At 47.2% G+C, this 17,474-nt stretch carries 19 protein-coding genes; 10 read left to right on the top strand and 9 right to left on the bottom strand.

Annotated features, from left to right (window positions below):
• Window positions 1-62 precede the first annotated feature (62 nt).
• Window positions 63-1,163, top strand: a complete 1,101-nt coding sequence (locus ICN24_RS04320) for an alkene reductase (protein ID WP_216221588.1) — start codon at window positions 63-65, stop codon at window positions 1,161-1,163.
• Window positions 1,164-1,391: 228 nt separating this feature from the next.
• Here ICN24_RS04320 and ICN24_RS04325 read toward each other — a convergent pair whose 3' ends face one another.
• The 4 genes from ICN24_RS04325 to ICN24_RS04340 all read right to left on the bottom strand — a co-directional run bounded on the left by ICN24_RS04325 (window position 1,392) and on the right by ICN24_RS04340 (window position 4,216).
• The gene (locus ICN24_RS04325; RefSeq protein ID WP_216221589.1) at window positions 1,392-1,955 is read right to left on the bottom strand and encodes a cytochrome b; all 564 of its coding nucleotides are present in this window, start codon (window positions 1,953-1,955) and stop codon (window positions 1,392-1,394) included.
• A 102-nt stretch (window positions 1,956-2,057) separates the two neighbouring features.
• On the bottom strand, window positions 2,058-2,246 hold the full coding sequence (locus tag ICN24_RS04330) for a hypothetical protein (RefSeq protein ID WP_216221590.1): 189 nt from the start codon (window positions 2,244-2,246) through the stop codon (window positions 2,058-2,060).
• 23 nt (window positions 2,247-2,269) lie between these two features.
• Window positions 2,270-2,878, bottom strand: coding sequence for a hypothetical protein (locus tag ICN24_RS04335; RefSeq protein WP_255532558.1), 609 nt, complete (start codon window positions 2,876-2,878; stop codon window positions 2,270-2,272).
• A gap of 192 nt (window positions 2,879-3,070) precedes the next feature.
• Window positions 3,071-4,216 (bottom strand): L-lactate dehydrogenase, encoded by a 1,146-nt coding sequence (locus ICN24_RS04340; protein ID WP_216221591.1) that lies wholly within the window; start codon window positions 4,214-4,216, stop codon window positions 3,071-3,073.
• 137 nt (window positions 4,217-4,353) lie between these two features.
• Here ICN24_RS04340 and ICN24_RS04345 point away from each other — a divergent pair, with 137 nt between their 5' ends.
• The 4 genes from ICN24_RS04345 (at window position 4,354) to ICN24_RS04360 (ending at window position 9,142) form a co-directional block, all read left to right on the top strand.
• Window positions 4,354-5,268: a DMT family transporter gene (locus ICN24_RS04345; RefSeq protein ID WP_216221592.1), complete on the top strand. Its 915-nt coding sequence runs from the start codon at window positions 4,354-4,356 to the stop codon at window positions 5,266-5,268.
• Between the two features lie 65 nt (window positions 5,269-5,333).
• A complete protein-coding gene (tcuA, locus tag ICN24_RS04350; RefSeq protein ID WP_216221593.1) occupies window positions 5,334-6,740 on the top strand; it encodes an FAD-dependent tricarballylate dehydrogenase TcuA in 1,407 nt (468 codons plus the stop codon).
• Window positions 6,727-7,872 (top strand): tricarballylate utilization 4Fe-4S protein TcuB, encoded by a 1,146-nt coding sequence (gene tcuB, locus ICN24_RS04355; RefSeq protein ID WP_216221594.1) that lies wholly within the window; start codon window positions 6,727-6,729, stop codon window positions 7,870-7,872. Before tcuA ends, tcuB begins: the two co-directional genes overlap by 14 nt.
• Before the next feature lie 121 nt (window positions 7,873-7,993).
• Window positions 7,994-9,142, top strand: a complete 1,149-nt coding sequence (locus ICN24_RS04360) for an aminotransferase class V-fold PLP-dependent enzyme (RefSeq protein WP_216221595.1) — start codon at window positions 7,994-7,996, stop codon at window positions 9,140-9,142.
• A 69-nt stretch (window positions 9,143-9,211) separates the two neighbouring features.
• On the opposite strand, the gene ICN24_RS04365 is transcribed toward ICN24_RS04360, so the two are convergent.
• Window positions 9,212-9,841: an FABP family protein gene (locus ICN24_RS04365; protein WP_216221597.1), complete on the bottom strand. Its 630-nt coding sequence runs from the start codon at window positions 9,839-9,841 to the stop codon at window positions 9,212-9,214.
• Window positions 9,842-9,922: 81 nt separating this feature from the next.
• Here ICN24_RS04365 and ICN24_RS04370 point away from each other — a divergent pair, with 81 nt between their 5' ends.
• Window positions 9,923-10,192 (top strand): protein tyrosine phosphatase, encoded by a 270-nt coding sequence (locus tag ICN24_RS04370; protein ID WP_216221599.1) that lies wholly within the window; start codon window positions 9,923-9,925, stop codon window positions 10,190-10,192.
• Between the two features lie 24 nt (window positions 10,193-10,216).
• Here the strand turns inward: ICN24_RS04370 and ICN24_RS04375 are convergent, their stop codons facing one another.
• Both ICN24_RS04375 and ICN24_RS04380 read right to left on the bottom strand, forming a co-directional pair.
• Window positions 10,217-11,203, bottom strand: coding sequence for a DMT family transporter (locus ICN24_RS04375; protein WP_216221601.1), 987 nt, complete (start codon window positions 11,201-11,203; stop codon window positions 10,217-10,219).
• A 6-nt stretch (window positions 11,204-11,209) separates the two neighbouring features.
• Entirely contained in the window at window positions 11,210-12,094 is an 885-nt protein-coding gene (locus tag ICN24_RS04380) for an NAD(P)H-hydrate dehydratase (protein WP_216221603.1), read from the bottom strand.
• Window positions 12,095-12,158: 64 nt separating this feature from the next.
• Here ICN24_RS04380 and ICN24_RS04385 point away from each other — a divergent pair, with 64 nt between their 5' ends.
• A complete protein-coding gene (locus ICN24_RS04385) occupies window positions 12,159-13,574 on the top strand; it encodes an MBL fold metallo-hydrolase RNA specificity domain-containing protein (protein ID WP_216221605.1) in 1,416 nt (471 codons plus the stop codon).
• On the opposite strand, the gene ICN24_RS04390 is transcribed toward ICN24_RS04385, so the two are convergent.
• Window positions 13,571-14,308: an ABC transporter substrate-binding protein gene (locus ICN24_RS04390; RefSeq protein WP_216221606.1), complete on the bottom strand. Its 738-nt coding sequence runs from the start codon at window positions 14,306-14,308 to the stop codon at window positions 13,571-13,573. The two genes, ICN24_RS04385 and ICN24_RS04390, sit on opposite strands and share 4 nt — an antisense overlap.
• Before the next feature lie 126 nt (window positions 14,309-14,434).
• Window positions 14,435-14,638 carry a hypothetical protein gene (locus ICN24_RS04395; protein WP_215393119.1) on the bottom strand — a complete coding sequence of 68 codons (204 nt, stop codon included), beginning with the start codon at window positions 14,636-14,638 and terminating at the stop codon, window positions 14,435-14,437.
• Window positions 14,639-14,806: 168 nt separating this feature from the next.
• Here ICN24_RS04395 and ICN24_RS04400 point away from each other — a divergent pair, with 168 nt between their 5' ends.
• From ICN24_RS04400 to ICN24_RS04410, 3 genes are all read left to right on the top strand, one after another.
• Window positions 14,807-15,664 (top strand): TIGR00730 family Rossman fold protein, encoded by an 858-nt coding sequence (locus ICN24_RS04400; protein ID WP_216221608.1) that lies wholly within the window; start codon window positions 14,807-14,809, stop codon window positions 15,662-15,664.
• A gap of 78 nt (window positions 15,665-15,742) precedes the next feature.
• Entirely contained in the window at window positions 15,743-16,246 is a 504-nt protein-coding gene (locus tag ICN24_RS04405) for a hypothetical protein (protein ID WP_216221610.1), read from the top strand.
• Between the two features lie 3 nt (window positions 16,247-16,249).
• The gene (locus tag ICN24_RS04410; RefSeq protein ID WP_216221611.1) at window positions 16,250-17,467 is read left to right on the top strand and encodes an aminoacetone oxidase family FAD-binding enzyme; all 1,218 of its coding nucleotides are present in this window, start codon (window positions 16,250-16,252) and stop codon (window positions 17,465-17,467) included.
• Window positions 17,468-17,474 lie beyond the last annotated feature (7 nt).

Raw genomic sequence — 17,474 nt, forward strand, 5'->3', positions numbered from 1 at the left:
GAAGCGCATTAAAAGTATGTCAACCATTTCAATCGTTTCACTATCTACTTAGAAAGAATTCCATGTCCGGTAAAGAAATCATGTTCACCCCTGTTCAGTTGGGAGCTATTCAACTCAAAAATCGCTTAGTAATGGCGCCTTTGACAAGAATGCGTGCGGTCGCAGGCGATGTTCCTAATCCTTTGGCACGGATTTACTACGCGCAGCGTGCTAGTGCTGGACTAATTATTTCAGAGGCTACCCAAATTTCTCCGCTGGGTATGGGTTATCCAGCTACCCCAGGTATTTATTCTGCCGAGCAAACTGCAGCCTGGAAAGAGATCGTCGATGCAGTTCACGCAAAAGGCGGCTCTATCGTGGCGCAGTTATGGCATGTGGGCCGCATTTCACATTCATCGCTACATCCCGAGCAGGGCGTGCCAGAGGCACCATCTGCAATTGCTGCTTCGGGCCAAACTTATGGAGCCGACTGGAAATTGCATGACTATGAAACACCTAAGGCGATGAGTCTGGAAGATATTGCCCGCCTACTCAAGGAGTTTGAAGCAGCGGCGCAAAATGCCAAGGCGGCGGGCTTTGATGGTATTGAGATTCACTCGGCCAACGGGTATCTACTGGATCAATTTTTGCAAGATAAAACCAATCAACGCCAGGATCAGTATGGTGGCTCGATTGAGAACCGTTTGCGCTTGTTGGGCGAGGTCATTGAGTCTGTCAGCAAAGTATTCCCAAGTAATCGAGTAGGTGTTCGTCTCTCACCATATGGCACATTTAACGATATGGCTGATAGTGATCCGGTTGCTTTATTCACAGCAGCAATCCATCAATTAAATACCTATGACTTGGCTTACGTTCACATGATTGAACCTCGCTCTACAAGTGCGGGTGGTAATGATCAGGTTAATGAAGCGGCGCCAGTAACCTCAGAAATCTTCCGCAAGGCCTATCAAGGTAAATTTATTACTGCAGGTGGGTACGATCAAGCAATGGGAGAAAAGGTGCTCGAAGAGGGTCTGGCGGACGCAGTCGCATATGGCCGCTTGTATATCTCTAATCCTGATCTTGCAGAGCGTTTTCAGCAAGGCGCCGCTCTTAATCCCTATAACCGGGCTACGTTTTATGGCGGCCAAGAAGTTGGGTATACGGATTACCCAAGCTTATAAAGGTAGCTGCATTTATTGGGCTGCAACTATAAACCCCGCCTCTCAAACGCGGGGTTTATTTTTTATCCTTAGGCCCATCTAGAAGATTGTATTGATTGGCTATTAATAAGATTGCGATCGATGCACATCCAAGAGCAAAAAACTGCCATTGGTGCAAAACTGCGGTGCCTACAACAGTCATTAGGGCGGTCCAGCTGACTACTAGCTTGGCTTTTTTGGAAAGTGGCTTCATCTTGATTGGGATTTTATGAATTCAGAAGGTTTAATTTTATTCAACATCCGGCGCAATGTCTCATCTTTCAAAATATAGTGGTGCCACAAGGCTGCCAGGGCATGTAAGCCAATCAAAAAATATAAGGCGTTGCCTAGCCACTCATGCGCCTCTTTAAATAGCTTCTTGAGTTCGGGGTTCAGAGAAATCCATTGTGGCCACACCCAATTGAGGAAGTGAACTTCCTTTCCACCCGCTTGGAGAAAAATGAACCCCATGATCGGCAGCATTAGCAAGAGCAGGTATAGCAAGTAATGCGCAAGCTTAGCTAGGGCAGTAAGTGTTTGATTCGGATTGATGGGGTGAGGGGTTCCGAATGCCCAGCGCGTTATAAGTCGGACTACCATCACCACAAAGATGATTTGCCCCAATAAACCATGAATCGTTTTGCATAGTTCGCGTGGTTCGCTACCTTTGGGAAATTGCCCTTTGAGTTCAATGACGGCAAATGCCGCAATCAGCAAGGCTACTACTAGCCAGTGGAAGAAGATAGAAGCGGGGTGATAGCGGGGTTGAGTCATACCGTGCAAAGTCAAAAAATGAGATTTGCTTTAAATGATAATGAATCTCATTTACGACAACAAGCCCAAATCGATTTCCCCTTCGCTTGAGGGGGCTTTGACTTAATTGAGTCTGACTTTAGCGCTCAGTTCGCTGGCAAGGCCTCGCTTATCGAGCTGAGAGAGACGTAGTGCTTCAACTTCAAAATCCAATTGCCCAGGATGAAATTCATCATCATTTTGCAGGTGAATGACATAGGTCCAGACTAACTCGCGGCCGCGATTCTTAAATACATCTACAACACGTTTCATGCTTACCGCCTATGTGGTGATGCTCAAGGATTGGTGGAAGACGGGCTACTCGAGCTGATCTTTGGATTTATTGTCTGTTTGAGGGCAATCAGATTTCGCGCTTCAATCCGAATGACACCACTACGAGGGCTATCGATATCTGCAATTAAGAAGAAGGAAACGGAAGTGATGAATGGGAAGATCATGAACAAACCAACATTCTTTTTAAAATTGCGCGCACCAAAGCCTACCAATAAATTGGCGCATAAGGCGATGGCTCCCATTAGTAGCCAAGCAGGGTAGGGAATGCGATTGTGCCAAGCCGCTTGAACATAACCTTGAGAATTTAATACGTCATTCATTCCCGAAATGACTAAAGCCATACTGGGGGTGGTTTGTGTCCGCGCAACTGGGAGAATTTCATTCCAAAGAGCATTCTGCAGCTCATTCGTTTTTTGTGTAATCTCCTGCACTTTTTCAGAGCTTTGTTTGGAGTAATAGAGAATACGTTGATCTAAGTATTGATTCAGTAGATCTTTGGTGCGAGCTGAAATATTGCTGGGAAGTAGATCAGCGCGCAGGTATTCTGTGCCAATAGCATTGGCCTCAGCTTCTTCAAGGGTTTCGCGATTGTCATGGCGATCAATGGCCATCGAAAACGTAAAACCAATGATGAGTGCCAGTAGCGTCAGGGTCGCCGTTTGAATGACGCCCAGATCCTCTGAAGTTTCGGTGTCCTTAGTGCGATAGCGGCTGAGTGCAGCATTGCCAAACCAGACGGCTATAGCAAAGACGACTAGCGAAACTCCAAAGACTAAGACGGGGTGGTTTAGTAGAGCGTGAATTTAAAAAGTTCCTGGATACAAAATATCTTTAGTCACGTTATGAATATCGCGATGACCGGTAAATGCCATAGTGATATCTAACTCATTGTGGATCAACTCGAGGCATTTAGTAACGCCAGCTTCGCCCATGGCGCCTAAGCCATACAAGAAGGGGCGGCCAATCATTGTGCCGCGTGCACCCAGTGCCCAGGCTTTTAAAACATCCTGACCCGAACGAATGCCACCATCCATCCAGACCTCAATATCCTTACCAACGGCATTGACGATTCCAGGGAGCGCTTGAATACTCGATACAGCACCATCTAGTTGGCGACCGCCATGGTTTGAAACGATTAATGCATCTGCGCCTGAGTTGGCAGCAAGGCGAGCATCCTCTTCATCCAAAATGCCTTTAATGATTAGCTTTCCGCCCCAGAGTTTTTTGATCCATTCGACATCGCCCCAATTTAAACCTGGATCAAACTGCTCTGCAGTCCAAGAGGAGAGGGAGGACATATTGCCTACGCCAGTTGCGTGCCCCACAATATTGCGGAAGGTGCGACGTGGTGTCATAGCCATACCAAGGCACCAGCGCGGCTTGGTGGCCATATTGATCATGTTGGCAATCGTCAACTTGGGCGGTGCAGAAAGACCGTTTTTGAGATCTTTGTGACGTTGGCCGAGAATTTGTAAATCCAAAGTCAACACCAGCGCTGAGCATTTCGCTGCTTTTGCGCGCTCAATAAGGCGCTCAATAAATCCTCGATCTTTCATGACGTACAGCTGGAACCAAAATGGCTTAGTAGTTCTTTCTGCCACATCTTCAATAGAGCAGATGCTCATGGTCGACAAGCAAAAGGGTACGCCAAATTTTTCCGCCGCCTTAGCAGCCAAAATTTCTCCATCGGCATGTTGCATGCCGGTTAATCCGGTTGGGGCTAAAGCCACAGGCATAGCAACTTCTTGTCCCACCATTTTGGTTTTGGTGGTGCGATTGGTCATATCAACAGCTACCCGTTGACGCAATTTGATTTTCTGAAAATCCGATTCATTCGCACGATAGGTGGATTCTGTCCATGAGCCAGAGTCGGCGTAGTCATAGAACATCTTTGGAGTGCGTTTTTGGTGGAGAACCCGTAAGTCTTCAATATTGGTGATGATTGGCACAATTCGTCCTTGTTTTCTTGTTCTTTTGACAAGTATTTGTCTATTCAAGCTCTATCTTAGCAATACCGAGCATTTGTTTCTACAATGCTAGGGTATCCCTAATATAGACGCCCTCAAGCTGCCATTCCTCCTGCTCAATGCCTAAGCTCACCCTTGCCACAGTCCTGTATTTGCTCACTGCCACGTTTTTATGGGCCGGCAATGCCATTGCGGGACGTTTACTTGTGGGCAGCGTTTCCCCCATCACCCTAAGTGCGGTGCGCTGGGGTCTGGCTGCACTGCTTCTTTTGCCGTGGGGATGGCGTGTTTTTAAGTTTAGCAGCCCGCTATGGCAAAACAAGCGGCGTTTTTTGCTTCTCGGTTTATTCGGTGTGGGTAGCTATAACGTGCTCTTATATCTAGCGCTACAAACATCGACCGCTATTAATGTGACATTGATTGGCGCAAGCATGCCGATCTGGATGCTGTTCATCGGCGCAGTCTTTTATCAAGTGAAGCCCAATCTATTGCAGTTGATCGGCGCAATCGTGTCATTAGTGGGCGTTGCAATTGTGTTGACACGAGGTGAGTTGAATGCTTTGCTATCCATGCAAATGGTAATGGGTGATTTACTCATCATGTTGGCTACTATTTTGTGGGCTTTTTATAGTTGGATGCTCAGTCGTCCAGGTCCCAGTACTGAGCGCCAATGGCCATGGGCCGATTTCTTGATGGCCCAGGTTATGGTGGGTTTGTTATGGACCGGATTTTTTGATAGCTTTGAAATCGCTACTGGCTCTGCTTACCTAGACCTTAATTGGTGGACCGGCTCACTGATTTTATTTGTTGCGATTGGTCCTTCCCTGATTTCCTACCGCTGTTGGGGGTTGGGTGTGAATGGCGCCGGGCCTACCATCGCCGCTTTCTTTGCAAACTTTATTCCTTTGTTTACTGCGCTTTTATCTGCGGCGATGTTGGGCGAGCCTCCGCGCTTATTTCATGTCACTGCCTTTGCCTTGATTGTTGCTGGAATTTGGATTTCTTCCAGTCAGGGCAAGCCTAAGCAAGCCTGAATTGGCTTTAGGTAAAAGTTCGGAAAAAACAGTAAAGTATTTTCTTTTCCCTTGAAGTCCTAGCCATGGTCGATGTCTTAGTAATTGGTGGTGGTAATGCTGCTTTATGTGCTGCCCTAATGGCTAGGGAAGCTGGCGCTAGCGTTCTTCTCTTGGAGGCATCACCAAAAGAGTGGCGCGGCGGGAACTCAAGCCACACCCGCAATTTACGAGCCATGCATGATGGGCCTCAAGATGTTCTACTGGGTACTTATTCAGAAGATGAGTATTGGGATGATTTGCTCAAGGTGACTGGTGGCCTAACAAATGAAGCGCTAGCGCGACTGGTGATTCGCTCATCGGCCACGTGCCGTTCCTGGATGATGCACCATGGAGTGCATTTTCAAGCTCCTTTATCTGGCACATTGCATTTGTCTCGGACGAACGCCTTTTTTATGGGCGGAGGAAAAGCGCTGGTGAATGCCTATTACCGCAGTGCTGAAAAATTGGGTGTGCAAATTCGTTACAACGCACCAGTAGATAGTCTTGAAATTAAAGACGGCAAATTTATTGCTGCGCATATTGGTAGTGAGCGTATCCAAGCAAAAACTTGTGTGCTTGCTGCAGGTGGATTCGAATCGAATTTGGAATGGTTAAAAGAGGCTTGGGGTCAAAATGATTTAGGCGAATATCCCGCTGATAACTTTTTGATTCGGGGTACTAGATTTAATATGGGCACGCTCTTAAAGTTCATGATTGAGGCAGGGGCAGATTCCATTGGTGATCCTACTCAGGCGCATATGGTGGCGATTGATGCCCGTGCGCCTTTATACGATGGCGGTATCTGTACCCGTATCGACTGCGTATCCTTAGGCGTTATGGTGAATAAGAATGCCAAGCGTTTCTATGATGAGGGTGAAGATTTTTGGCCCAAACGTTATGCCATCTGGGGAAGATTGGTAGCTCAGCAGCCAGGGCAGATCGCCTATTCAATTATTGACTCAAAGGCTTTAGGCCGATTCATGCCACCAGTATTTGCTGGTGAGAAAGCTGATACCCTAGAAGAGTTAGCCGATCAACTGCACCTAGATCGAGCGACTTTCATCAAGACAATTTCAGAATTTAATGACGCTTGTGTGGAAGGCAGTTTTGATCACACGAGTTTGGATGATTGTCATACTGAAGGATTAACTCCTCCAAAGACACACTGGGCAAGAAAAATTGATACTGGACCTTTCTATGCGTATGCAGTTAAGCCGGGCATTACATTTACCTACCTTGGATTAAAGACCGACCAGACTGCGGCAGTGCGTTTTGATAATCAGCCTAGCGAGAATTTATTTGTTGCCGGCGAAATGATGGCTGGTAATGTACTCGGGAAGGGCTATACCGCTGGAATCGGAATGACGATTGGTACTGTCTTTGGAAGAATTGCAGGTGTCAGTGCAGCCAAAGCTGCCTTGAAAGAAGGGGCGGTAGATGCAACAGCTTGAGGCATTAATTGCGGAGGCTTCGCAACTTGGTAATGCAGCTCACGAACAAGAGGTCGCTCGCATTATGCAGATTTGTAATGCTTGTCGCTACTGCGAGGGATTTTGTGCCGTTTTTCCTGCGATGACTAGGCGCATTGCATTCTCTTCAGCAGATATTCATTACTTGGCCAACCTGTGCCATAACTGCGGTGCCTGTTTGCATGCCTGCCAATACGCGCCACCTCATGATTTTGGAGTCAACGTGCCTTTAGCGATGGCGCGGGTGCGTAAAGATACTTATATTGAATTTGCTTGGCCTAAGGCATTGGGAGTGTTATACAAAACAAATGGCATTGCTGTGGCTTTAGGTAGTTCTGTGTCCATCATCGCCTTTTTCTTACTCTCGCTGGCGCTCAATGGCAATCTTCTTATCAGTATTACAGACGGCAATTTCTATGAGATCTTTTCGCACAATACGCTTGCCTATATTTTCGGCGCTGTCTTTGTTTATGCGCTCCTGGCCTTAGGTATTGGTCTTGCACGCTTCTGGCGGGAAATATCCCCAGGACAGTCTTCAGGTGCAGCGGCAGCGGAGGCTGCACACGATGCACTGACGCTCAAGTACTTGGGTGGTGGACATGGAGAGGGTTGCAATAATGCGGACGATGCTTTCTCGCTTTGGCGCAAGCGTTTTCATCACTTCACTTTTTATGGCTTCATGCTGTGCTTTGCTGCGACTAGTGTCGCTACCCTCTATCACTACATGTTGAATTTACATGCGCCTTACGCACTAACCAGTTTGCCGGTATTGCTGGGTACGCTTGGTGGGGTGGGGCTTGTGATTGGCCCAATTGGCTTGCTGTATTTAAATTTGCAAAGAGCGCCTGCGCATGGCGATACTACTCAGCAGCCAATGGATAGAGCATTCATTCTGTTGCTCCTGCTTATTAGCATCTCCGGTTTAGCTTTATTAGCTTATCGGGATACGATGTATATGCCGATATTGCTGGTAGTGCATTTGGGTTTTGTCATGGGGTTCTTTTTGACAATGCCTTATGGCAAGTTTGCACACGGAATCTATCGCAGTGCAGCATTACTCAAAAATGCCATTGAAAAACGGCAAAAAAATACACTCCAGCTGGGCTCAGATTAGGCTTATTCGCTTGTAGACCCCCAAATACATCTTTGCCAGGGGGATTTGAGTCGGATTGCCCAAAAAAGGGCTTAAATCAGTATCATTTAGGGCTAATCACAGAAATCTCTAGGAAATTACTATGCCAGGCTTACTTCCCTACGTTGATCCAGATGGATTGCTAGAGTTCTCAGTCGTTTATACCGACCGCTCTTTGAATCACATGTCTGATGAATTCAAGCGTGTCATGGTGGACATCTCTAGCGTCCTCAAAGATGCTTATAACGCCAATTCTGCTGTCATCGTCCCCGGTAGCGGAACTTTTGGTATGGAAGCAGTCGCGCGTCAATTTGCAAACAAGCAAAAGTGCCTTGTCTTGCGAAATGGTTGGTTCAGTTATCGCTGGACACAAATTTTCGACTTAGATCATATTTCTGGTGATGTGACAGTGATTAAGGGTCGTCAATTAGAGAATGCTGCTCAAGGTGTCTTTGCACCAGCACCGATTGAAGAGGTTGTGGCTTTTATTAAAAAGGAAAAGCCAGCAGTGGTGTTTGCGCCCCATGTAGAAACTTCTGCCGGAATTATCCTGCCAGATGATTACCTTAAAGCTGTTGGCGAGGCGGTACGCTCTGTCAATGGATTATTCGTTTTAGATTGCATTGCCTCTGGCGCAATGTGGGTAGACATGAAGACCTGCAATGTAGATGTATTAATTACCGCACCACAAAAAGGTTGGAGCAGTTCTCCCTGTTGCGCATTAATCGCCTTAGGTGAAAGAGCGCGAGAGCGTATTGATGCAACGCAAAGCAGCAGCTTCTCAATGGATTTGAAAAAGTGGTTGCAAATCATGGAGGCTTACGAAAAAGGCGGCCATGTTTATCACACAACTATGCCTACTGACGCACTCAAAATTTTGCGTAATGTGATGCAAGAAACTCGATCCCTGGGATTTGCCGCTTTAAAAGCAAAACAGATTGAGCTAGGTAGCAAGGTGCGTGCGCTCCTGGAGTCCAAGGGTTATCAATCTGTTTCTGCCAAAGGCTTTCAGGCGCCTGGCGTAGTCGTTAGCTACACCACTGATCCAGATATCCAATCGGGCAAGAAGTTTATTGCTCTGGGGCTCCAAACTGCGGCAGGTGTTCCATTGCAGTGCGATGAAAGACCGGACTTCCGTACTTTCCGCATCGGTCTATTTGGCTTAGAAAAACTGGGCAACGTAGATCGTACAGTGAGCCACTTAGCAGCAGCTTTGGAAAAAATTACCGAGGCAGAAGCGCAGCTTGCTTAAGCTTCTTGGATTGATGTAAAAAAAGGCCATCGCAAGATGGCCTTTTTATTGGTGCCAGTGGAAAGCAACTTAACGCGCCAATGGGTTTGGTGTCGCTTCACCAATTCTATTGAGGGTATTGTTATCGACGTGATGAAACAATTCTGCTTGGTCCTTAATTTTCATCACTGTATCTTGCTCGTATGACCAAGTGTCATTTTCATGGATGCTAACCCGAATCCGAAACTCCACAGTTCTGAAGGCGTAATTTAAAAAGGCATTGGATGAGATCCCTGCGCATGGATCATTTTCTTTTGCAAGTAATTCAAATTCGCGGTCATTGGCCTTGGCATTGCCGGAAGCCATCGTAATCATGCCGCGGGGTAGGGAGAGGGTATGCAGGATATTTCCGGTAGCTGGCTCCCATAGCCAATACCCCACTTGATCATGGTAAGTTTTGATTTGTTCTGGTTTGGTGATATGGGTGTGATATCTCAGGCCATAAAAGAGTTGCGGTCCGTTGGTTTGGGGGTCGATCGGCTGAAGCTCTATGCGCTCAACATAGGCCTGCTTCTTCGGTCCGTCAGCCTTGGGCTTGACATCCAGACCACGAATACCCTCCCAAATTCCAGCCATACCGGTAAGTGGTCCCAGGTTCTTCAGTGTATCGACTGAGTAGCTTTGAGGCTCGGTAAAGATGTCGCTTGGAAACTCGTTCATGGTGAACCTTGTAAAAATGAAGCATTTATTTCAAATTTTTGAGTATTATTAAATTATCCACAAACCTTATTGGAGAACTGCATGATTTCTCGTATTGCACACCTTAGCCTAGCTTCCCTTATTTCAGTAACCCTTGGACTAGGATCAGTCTCCGTGATGGCTGCTGACCCTGCACCTGCACCAGCCCCTGCTCCAGCAGCAGCTCCTGCGGTAGCTCCAGCAGCAGCGCCAACAGATAAGGCGGCTGAAAAGCAAGCGAAGAAAAAAGCAAAGAAAGAAAAGAAAGCTGAGAAAAAAGCCAAGAAGAAGTCTAAGAAAAAGGCTAAAGCTGCAGCAGAAGCCGCTCAGTAATTTTCTTGGGCACTCTTGCCCTCACTACTCAATGAGCTGAGTAGTTTTAGCTTCATCATAATCACCTGATTTTTGCGAGTCGGGTGATTTTTTTCTGGGCCCATCATTGCGCACAAGCAACCACATTGCAGCAATCACCAAAGTCATGCCGCCGATTTGAGTCCAAGTAATGGGTTCTGACAAAATAAAGTAACCCAGAAAAATAGTCGAGACAGGACCCAATATGCCGGCTTGCGCCACTAGAGGTGAGCCAATGCGATTAATTGCAATCATGATCAGGAGCATGGGGATCACGGTGCAAAGTCCAGCATTGAGAAGGCTGAGCCAGTAGATTTGTGGGGTCTGTTCGAAGATGGCGCTGGGATTGTGTAGTGAGGATTGCAGCAAGCTCAATACTGCAGAGGCCGAACTTGCATAGACTACGAGGCGAACACTACCAATGCGCTTAACCATTTCGCCCGAGCCAATCATATAGAGGGCATAACTGCAGGCGCTACCAAATACCAGCAACATTCCAAGCCAAGCATGTAGACCAGTAGAGCTTGCATCTTGAATAAAGACTACGAATACCCCCAAATATCCCACTACTAATGCATACCATTGCATGCGGGAAATACGTTTATCTAAAACAAAATAAGAGATTAGTAAAACAATGGTGGGGGTGAGATATAAAACGATGCGCTCAAGTCCAACTGAAATATATTGGAGCCCGAGAAAATCAATATAGCTAGACAAAAAATAGCCCAAGAAACCGAGGAAAAATAATTTTCCGCGATCTGACCAAGTGATTGGGCTCATGGGCTTGCGACGGGCTTCCCACCAATACACGCTCCAAAACATGGGCAATGCAATGAGCATGCGTAAGGCTAGAAGTGTTTCTGCATTCGCACCATACCCAAAAGCCAGCTTTACCAGAATGGCCTTGCCCGAAAAGAGCATTGCGCCGATGCCAGCCATCAAGATGCCGTACAGATAGCGGCGGTGATGGTGGGCTGAGCTTGGAGATTGCATATGAATTTATATCAGCTTATTTAAGAGGTTTCTCATTTCAAGAATATTTTCTGAGGGCGTTAGGCCGATCGGACCAACCCCTTTGCTGACTAGGCTATCTGCTGCCTGAGCATGTAATTGGACTGCTAGACCCGTTGATTCCCACAGGTTGAGATTGTGGCGCACGCCTTGCGCGCAAATTGCCGCAATACTGCCAGTTAAGACATCACCCATGCCACCAGTACCCATGCCAGGATTGCCTTCTTCACACCGGACGGTGGCATAGCCTGGTCCCGCAATTACAGTATGTTGTCCTTTGAGAACCACAATCGATTGCGTTAGCTCCACCAAAGCGTGGAGAGCGCCTGGGCGATCCGCCTGAATATCGGCAGTAGAAGTTTGCAAAAGTTTAGCTGCCTCTCCCGGGTGGGGAGTGAGCACGGTTTGTGCCGGGAACTGTTGGTTGCGATTCTGAAGGGTGCGCATGAGCTCTTGAGAGTCTGCAATGAGATTGAGAGCATCTGCGTCAATCACGAGCGGTAAATTGGGGTATGTAAGCGTGGCTTTGAGCCAGTCGATTGCTAAAGGAGAACAACCAAGACCCGGTCCGATTGCAATGACGTCGGGTTGATTTTCTTGCAGAGTTGCTACAGCACTTTCTGTTGCTGGACGAATCATGAGCTCAGGCTGCTCTGCGTCCGCGCGAGCGGAAGCGGCATCTAGCATTTCTAAAATAGTCCAGCCCGCACCTAAGTGTAAACAGGCTTTGCCTGCCAATAGCAGTGCACCAGCCATACCTGGAGCGCCGCCAATCAAGATGACCTTACCGGCATTACCCTTGTGTTCATCAGGCTCGCGTTTTAAGCGAGCCGCCAATGCTAGGGCATGAAGAGAGCTTGATGCTGAAGGCATATTCAGAGTATTGTTTTATCCAGTAGGTTCTTAAGCCCATTGTAAGAGAGAGTATGCTCAAAGTATGAAGATTCAGTTCTTAGGGGCAGCGGGTGAGGTAACCGGTTCACGGCATTTGGTGCAGGCCGTCACTTCGGGTTGCACGAGGCATTTCATGGTCGACTATGGAATGTTTCAAGGGGGCCGTGAAGCCACCATGAAAAACCTTGAGCCTTTGCCGATTGCGCCAGGCGAGCTCGATTTTGTTGTCTTGACGCATGCCCACATTGATCACAGCGGCCTATTGCCCCGTTTGTGCGCCCAAGGATTTAAGGGCCCCATTTATTGCACGACTGCTACTTACGAATTACTCAAAATTCTGTTGCCAGACAGCGCCCACTTACAGTTTGCCGATCTGGAGCGGGCTGAGCGAAAAATGAAAATGGGGAAGTGGCATGGAGAAATGCCAGTGGCGCTCTATTCTCGCGAAGAGGTAGAGATGGCTTTGCAGCAGTTTGAGCCGTTGGAGTATGGGCAAGTGCGTGAACTAGGGCCTGGAGTGCAACTTCAGTTTTGTAATGCAGGACATATTTTGGGTTCAGCAATTGCGGTTATTGATATTCAAGAAGATGGTCAGCAACAAAAGCGCTGTGTTTTTTCTGGCGATATTGGCATGAAGGGCAAGGTGTTGATGCCCAACCCAGATTTAATTCCAAAGGCTGACGTTGTAGTGGTGGAGTCAACTTATGGTGATCGTCTGCATCGTAGTTTGAGCGAGACTGAGGCAGAGTTTGTTGGTGTGATTCAAAGTACGATGGCTGCGCAGGGCAATGTCATTATTCCGGCTTTTGCAGTGGGGCGCACACAAGAAATTCTTTTTCTCTTGATTGATTTGGTGAGAAGGGGCTTGTTGCCACATTTGACTATCTGGGTGGACTCACCGATGGCAACAGCAGCAACGCACTTGACGCAGCATTTCTTTTCACAGCTTGACAGCCAATCTCAAGAGACGTTTACCTGGTTTAATAATCATCCGAATGCAGTTGACTTGCGTTTTATTGCGGATGTGGAAGAGTCTAAGGCGCTCAATAAGATCAAGGGTGGCGCAATCATTATTTCGGCAAGTGGCATGTGCGATGCAGGTCGGATCGTGCATCATCTTGCGAATAATCTGCCACGCTCACAGAACGCTATTGTGATTACGGGTTTTCAAGCTTACGGAAGTTTAGGTAGGCGCTTGGTGGATAGGGTGCAGAAGGTGAGGTTGCTCGGTGAGGATGTGGCGGTCAAGGCATCCATCCATACAATCGGCGGTTTATCTGCGCATGCAGATCAAGCGGGTCTATTGGATTGGTTGCGGGGCTTTGAGTCAGCACCAGAGGTTGTGTTTGTCGTTCATGGTGAGCCTGAATCAGCGTCTGTATTAGCGCAGTGTATTCGGGAGGATCTCGGCTGGAAGAATGTCATTCTTCCTGAGCGCTTACATACCTATGAATGTTAGTCGGCGACTTTAGCACCTTGAATATGATGGCGCTGTAACGCTTGAGCTACAAACCCAGACTGCTTGAGTTGTGCAATCACCTCGCTAAGAAAGACGGTGATACCTTCATACTGCGGTCTCGCCTTAGGAGTTCCTATGGCTTGATTGATGACCATAAAGCGGCCAGGAAGCATTCTTAAATCCTGATAACGTTTGGCATCGCTTTCAAGCTGTTGCTTAACACCTGCTGCCACATTGCCTTTGCCAGACATAAAGTCATCTACCACTGCTTGTGAGCTAGCCGCACGCAAAAGTGTGGCATGTTGAATTTCGCGAGTGAGATAGAGGTCGTAAGCGCTGCCTTTGCCAACCACAATTTCATTGCCGCTCATATCGACCTCTTCATTTTTCTTTAATGGCGAATCTGCCTTCACCATATAAGCGCCTTCAATTTGAATATAGGCCGGCGTATAGCTGATATCCGCACCTCTTACTGGATCAATCGCAACAAACACCAAGTCGACATCACCAGACTTCACCGCATCTACAGTAGCACCGGCAGTCTTAAAGGGGATGAGTTTTACTGGTAGCTTGGTGCGCTGACCGATTTCTTGTGCGATGTCAATGGTGACGCCGTGCAGTTGGTGGGTAGTGGCATCTTCATTTGCCAAGATGGGGTTCCCCAAATTGATGCCCACACGCAGAGTGCCTGTTGGGGCAAAAGAGGGGATGAGAGTAGGATCAATGGTTTTCATAATGGAGGGCGTCTGACTAAAACTCAGTTGAGATATCCAGAAAAATGTAAGGCCGATGAAAAGCTTTTGCATGGGATAAAGATAAAAAAACCGCGGCAGGCCGCGGTTTTCATATGCAAATAAAGATTACTTCTTGGCGTCTGCCGCAGGAGCTGCTGCAGGTGCTACAGGAGCAGCTGCTGGAGCATCTTTTTTCGCTTCTTCTACATGGGTTGCTTCAGCGCCATGCTTTTCTCCGCTCATATCCACGTTGCCGTCGCCCTTCAAGAGCAGGTATGCGGTGGCACCAATTAACACTAGTACCATAATGATGATTGAACGATTGCTCATGGATTTTCCTTCGGTTTGGTTGAAATTGCGTCAATCTTAACTCTACTTGGTGTGCTGGTAAATCCTTGATGTCATCTGAAGACAATTCTCTTGGCTAAACTAGGTATTAATACTAATTCTATTGGCTTTAAGCGTAAGATTAAGTAACCGTAATGTAAAGGTCGCAATATGAGCCCTAAGCTCCCCATTAATAATGCACAGACGATTACTGATTTTTTAAAACTTCAGGAACATCAATTATCTGAGCGAGACTCAGAAGACTCTTATAAATTCGCCTTTGATGATGAAGCATTTTTATCCCGCAGAGAAACTATTGGCATTCGATTTGAGTTGGAGTTACTAAAGCCGGAGATTTTGCTCAAGGAGCACGGCATAGACCATACGATTACGGTGTTCGGGTCAACTCGCTTTGTCAGTCGCGAACATGCTAGCGAGCTCGAGCAGAATGCAAAAACACCCCAGGAGTTAGCGGCGGCAAAAAAGGCCATGCTGCATAGCCAGTATTACGAGTCTGCTAGAGAGTTTGGTGAGTTAGTAGCGCGCTATAACGCAACCCAAAAAGATAGTGCAAATAAACTGCATATTTGTACAGGTGGCGGCCCCGGAATTATGGAGGCAGCCAATCGCGGTGCGTTTGAGGCGGGCGATCAAACCATCGGTTTTAATATCAGCCTTCCAAGAGAGCAGCACCCCAATCCCTATATTAGCCCCGGCCTCAGTTTTCGCTTTCATTACTTTGCATTGCGCAAGATGCACTTCATGTTGAGGGCTAGGGCAATCGTTGCTTATCCAGGAGGCTTTGGATCCTTTGATGAACTCTTTGAAGTTCTCACCCTAATGCAGACCAAAAAGGTAGTACAGATTCCAGTTATTTTGGTCGGTAAGCAATTTTGGAATGAAATGGTGAACTTTAGGGAGATGGTGGAGTTTGGGGTAATCGATAAAGAGGACATGCAAATGATTCATTTTGCAGAGACCGCCCAAGAAGCCTGGAAGACGATCCAAGATTGGTATCAATTAGCCTAATATGCATGCCCCCTGTAAAATGAGGGCAATAGGCGATTGTGGGACGCCGCAATTTCCCCGCATTGATAGATAGGCGCCATGCATACCAGTATTGCAACCTCCTTAGATCTTCCTGGATACCTTTTGGGCGGGGCGATGCTCCTTCTCGTCATGGTCTTTCATGGCGTGCTACTCCTGCAAATAGCAAAGCGCTATGAGGTAAAAACCTTTTTGTACTTGGCTGAAAAAAAGTATTCCTCTGTGGCCCTCTGTTTTTACGTTAGTGTGTTTTGTTTATTTCTGACTCACATTGCAGAAATTTTGTTATGGGGCTTTGCGCTCTATGGATTTAAATTGCTACCGCTCCTAAGCCAAAGTATCTTATTTGCTGGCAGTACCTATACTGCGATGGGCTTTATGGAAGATATTTTGCCTGACGGCTGGAAAATGTTGGCAGTCATCATTGCCTTTTCAGGGATGTTCTCATTTGCTTGGACGGCATCTGTCATGATTTCGATGACTAAAAATTTCCGTCAGGCATACACCAAGCTTCATATGAAAAAACTCAATCTATCCTCTGACATCATTGATCGCTTTGAGTAAGGTATGAGTAAAACATGGGATGCCATCATCATCGGTGGCGGTGCAGCCGGTCTATTTTGCGCGGGAGTGGCAGGACAGTTGGGTAAAAAAGTCCTAGTGCTTGATCATGCGCCGGTTTTAGGTGAAAAAATCCGCATTAGCGGTGGAGGGCGCTGTAACTTTACGAATCTGCATAGTAGTCCGGCCAACTTTCTCTCGCTCAACCCCCATTTCGCAAAGAGTGCCTTAGCTCGCTATCCATCTTCAGAATTTATTAAGCTTGTAACAGCGCATGGTATTGCCTATCATGAGAAGCATCAGGGGCAGCTGTTTTGCGATGACTCTGCCAAGCAAATCATTGATCTGTTATTTGCGGAGTGTGCCAAAGGAAAGGTGACAATTCGCAACCCAGTTTCTGTAGAGTCACTGACGCAAAGCGACTCTCATTGGGTTATTCATACCAGCGAGGGTATTGAAAAGACTCAAGCGGTGGTGATGGCTACTGGCGGCTTGCCAGTTCCCGCTATTGGTGCGACTGCCTATGCATTAGATATTGCCAAGCAATTTGATCTCAATGTGATTGAGCCAAGACCTGCCTTGGTGCCGCTCTCTTTTACCGCGGAGACCTTTGGAAATCTGAGCGATCTAGCTGGCTTGAGTGTTCCCGTACGCATTGCCGCAGGCTCAAAAGGTCAGCGATATGGCGCTTGTCGCTTTCAGGAAGATTTGCTGCTGACTCACAAAGGCCTATCTGGACCTGCTGTGCTCCAAGCGAGTAGCTATTGGTCCGAGGGTGAACCACTTCATGTTGATTGGTTGGGTGCGCTCGAGCGACCTGGTGGCTTTAATTGTGATGAACTATTTAATCGTGAAGATAATCGCCTCAAACTTGCCGAGACCATCTTGTCCTCTGTATTTCCTCAGCGCCTAGCAAAGGCGTTTGCTGAGCAACGTAATTTAATTGGTCGTAAGTGGGCAGAGGTTTCCAAAAAAGACCGTCAAGCGCTCAAAGAGCTCATTACCAATTGGTCGGTGAAGCCAGCTGGAACTCTAGGCTGGAAAAAAGCAGAGGTGATGCTCGGCGGCGTTGATACCAAAGATTTGGATGGTCAAACGATGATGTCTCGCAAGCATGCCGGCTTATTTTTTATTGGTGAGTGTGTTGACGTTACTGGTCATTTAGGCGGCCATAATTTTCAGTGGGCCTGGGCTAGCGGGTTTGCTTGCGCGCAGGCCTTATAAAGACAAA

Source organism: Polynucleobacter sp. UK-Kesae-W10, assembly GCF_018881575.1.
Taxonomy (GTDB): domain Bacteria; phylum Pseudomonadota; class Gammaproteobacteria; order Burkholderiales; family Burkholderiaceae; genus Polynucleobacter.